A 1,489-nucleotide genomic window follows, 5' to 3' on the forward strand; every position below is an offset into this window, starting at 1 on the left:
TGTCGGGTTCATGGTGCGCCGCCGCAGAATGAAATGTGGAAAGTCGTGCCGTTGTGACAGACATGGCTTGCATGCTGATCGACGTGAAAGTCGAGTCAACTCACCTCGAATTAAGCTCGACGTGTGCCGTAGACTATCGTGTACGATGATGACCGAAGTACCTCAAGCAAGCACTGGCGCATCCGCATTTCTAACAAATCATGCGAAAAAAATCGTGCGCTCATTGCGAGCCCCCCTTCCCTTGGATATACTTGAGACTATTTCTCTGTAAGATTGCTCCCTTGGGCCGCAAGGAGTGGCGAGATGGTGGATATTGCTACGTCGCCATGATGAAGAAAAATACAGTTGTCACCGACAGAAGTTAAAAAAAATCATGCCCACATCGCATTGTAGTCGGCATAGTTTTACATAGTGGTTATCGAATACGCACCAGATATCCCGGGACAATCATTCGAACTCACGAGCGCAATTCAGTTATTAACCAAAAACGAATATTTTCTTATTTTTCACCAATTTAACACTCAGCAACTATTGGCTATTGCACGCAACATTAACCGTACAAGCAAATACATAAGCCCAGGAATCGACAAATTTATTCCTAACTGATCCCATGAGCTTTCAAATACCCACGCCGCCATTCGCTCGGCGATGTGTCGAACCATCGGTGAAACGCACGTGAAAACGCGCTGATTTCGGAGTACCCGAGTAGGAACGCAAGTTCCGTTATTGGAATGTCCGGATCGCACAAATAGCCGAGCGCCACCTCGCGTCGCACTTCGAGCAGAATCTCCTGGTAGGTATAACCGTGCGTGCGCAGCCGCCGCTGCAGTGTCCGGCTCGGTATGTTGAGCGTCTGCGCGATATCGTCGAGCGTCGGCTCTCCATCGGCAATACGCGAGCGAATCACCGCCGAAACGCGCTCGACAAGAGACGCCGTCTGCGCTTTCTGCGCATTCGCGAGCCCAAGCCCTGCCAAGTTGTGCCGCATGAGTGCAAGCAGATGTACGTCCGCGCGCGGCATTGGCGTTTCGAGTTCGCGACTATCCAGCACGATCGCATTACACAACTGAGAAAAATGCGCCGGTGCGCCGAAGCAGCGTTCGTGCTCAAGCCACGACTCGGGACGAGCGTGCTCGAAGTGTATGGCTTGCGGCCTCCATTGGCTGCCAAGCGCGTGTCGGAGAATGTTGAAGAACATACCAAGTGATAGTTCGGCATCTTGGCGACGTGCAATGATCCCACTATCGTAAATCCGGTACTCGATGCGACTGAACTCGCGTTGGCGCACGATACGCAGCAGCGACCGCTGCTGATGATGTGGAAACAGCTCGCTGATGTTCTCAAACGCGTCGCCGACAGTCTGCGATGGCAGTGCGATGTATCCAAGCAAGCCAAGATGCGGACGCCCCAGCGCAGAGCACGTCCTGAACGTGCTGAGCCGGCTGAAGGCGCCCGTCACGAATGGCAGGCTCGCCACGACGAAACTCCA

The 1,489-nt window shown here is 53.2% G+C and carries 1 protein-coding gene; it reads right to left on the reverse strand.

Translation table 11 applies throughout. From position 1 onward, the window contains the following. Window positions 1-598: 598 nt before the first annotated feature. Window positions 599-1,489, reverse strand: an 891-nt coding sequence (qhpR, locus tag BSIN_RS02020; RefSeq protein WP_143757270.1) for an AraC-like transcriptional regulator QhpR, incomplete at its 5' end; no start/stop codon positions are given.

Origin of the sequence: Burkholderia singularis (genome assembly GCF_900176645.1) — a bacterium.
Lineage (GTDB): Bacteria > Pseudomonadota > Gammaproteobacteria > Burkholderiales > Burkholderiaceae > Burkholderia > Burkholderia singularis.